The organism is Actinomycetospora sp., from assembly GCF_055612215.1.
Window position 1 is genome coordinate 1 of the sequence record NZ_JBVPVA010000612.1, and the last position, 1,959, is coordinate 1,959.

The following is a 1,959-nucleotide window of genomic DNA, read 5'->3' on the forward strand; positions in this document are numbered from 1 at the left end:
CCGCGGCGTCGCGACGAACACCAGTCCGTCCGGCCCTTACCGCGGGGTCGCGCGCCCCTCGACGGTGTTCGCGATGGAGACCCTCATGGACTCCGGCGCCCGGGCCCTCGGGATGGACCCGATCGCCCTGCGGCGCCGCAACCTGATCCTGCCCGCCGCCATCCCCTACCGGATGCCGGCGCGGCTCGTCGACGACTCCGGGGCCTACGAGGCCTGCCTCGACCGCGCCCTCGAGGTGTTCGACGTCGGGCGCTGGCGGGCCGAGCAGGCCCGCCGTCGGGAGGCCGGGGAGCGGCCGATCGGGATCGGCATCGGGCTCTACAACGAGCTCACCGGCCTGGGCCGCGCCGCCTCGGCGGGGCCGCGGATGCCGTTCCGGACCGGGCACGACGCGTGCACGGTGCGGGTCAACCCCGACGGCCGCGTGACGGTGTTCTCCGGCGTGACGTCCCAGGGGCAGGGGCTGGAGACGACGATGGCCCAGGTCGTCGCCGACGCCCTGGGCGTGGGCTACGACGACGTGACCGTGCGCTACGGCGACACCGACGAGTCGCTGTGGGGCTTCGGCGCGTTCTCCTCGCGGCAGGCGGTGATCGGCGGGGGCGCCGCGAACCTCGCCGGTGCGGACGTCCGCGAGAAGGTCCTCGCCTTGGCCGGCGCGCTACGTGAGGTCGACGTCGCCGACCTCGACCTCCGCGGCGGCCAGGTGCACGTCCGGGGCCAGGAGAAGCCGATCATCTCGCTGGCGGAGGTCGCGCGGGTGGCCTACCTGCAGTCCGACCGGCTGCCCGAGGGCTTCGAGCCGGGTCTGGAGGGGACGAAGTTCTACGACCCGGTGCGTGGCGCGTTCGCCGCCGGCGCCCAGATCGCGGCCCTGGAGTTCGACCCCGCGACCGGAGCGACGTCGATCCTCGCCTGGGTCTGCGTGGAGGACGCGGGCACGATCGTGCACCCGGTGATCGTCGACGGGCAGATCGCCGGGTCGATCGCGCAGGGCATCGGCGGGGCGATGTACGAGCACCTCGTCTACGACGACGCGGGCAACCTCACCACGGGCACGCTGCTGGACTACCTGATGCCGACCTCGGGCGAGATCCCCGAGCTGACCATCGACCACGTGAGCACCCCGGCCGCCAACCCGACGGGGGTCCGCGGGGTGGGCGAGGGCGGCACGCTCGGGCCCAACGCCGTCGTCGCGGGGGCGCTCGCGGACGCCCTCGGCGTCGAGGTCGACGACCTGCCCGTCAGCCCGGAGCGGGTGTGGTCGCTGGTCCACGGAGGTGGCCGACCGTGAAGTGCCCGCCGTTCTCCTACCACCGCGCGACCGACGTCGACGACGCCGTGGCCGCCCTCGCCGCCGCGGGCGGCGAGGGCAAGATCCTCGCCGGCGGGCAGTCGCTCGTGCCGGTCCTCGCCCTGCGCATGGCCCGGCCCGACGTGCTCGTCGACGTCAACCGGGTGCCCGGTCTGGCCGACCTCGCGCTGCGCGACGGCGTGCTGCACGCCGGCGCGCTCGTGCGCCACACCGCGCTCGCCGCACAGGATGGGCACCCGCTCGCCGCCGAGGCCGCCGGCTGGGTCGGCCACACCGCGATCCGCAGCCGCGGCACGCTCGGCGGCAGCCTCGCCCACGCCGACCCGGCCGCCGAGCTGCCCGCGGTGCTGCGGGCCTGCGACGGGGCCGTGCACGTCACCGGCCCGGGCGGGTCGCGCCGGGTGGACGCCGCCGCGCTGTTCGTCGGCGCGCTGCAGACCGCCCTGGCCGAGGACGAGATGATCATCGGGGTCGAGCTGCCGGTCCCGGACGCGTGGGGGTTCGCCGAGTTCGCCCGCCGCCACGGCGACTTCGCGGTCGTCTCCGTCGTCGCCGCCCGGTTCGGCGGCCGGGTGCGCGTCGTCGTCGGCGGGGTCGCCGGCACGCCGCACGTCGTGGACGCCGGTGCGCTGCTCGACGTCGGG

Annotated in this window: 2 protein-coding genes; both read left to right on the forward strand. The window is 76.0% G+C overall.

Features of this window, described 5'->3' with window-relative positions; all coding sequences use genetic code 11:
- A partial coding sequence (locus AC0CYZ_RS16890; protein ID WP_472217389.1) for a xanthine dehydrogenase family protein molybdopterin-binding subunit occupies positions 1-1,294 on the forward strand: 1,294 nt, incomplete at its 5' end.
- Positions 1,291-1,959: FAD binding domain-containing protein (locus AC0CYZ_RS16895; RefSeq protein ID WP_472217391.1), on the forward strand; the 669-nt coding region annotated here is incomplete at its 3' end. The genes AC0CYZ_RS16890 and AC0CYZ_RS16895, both read left to right, overlap by 4 nt.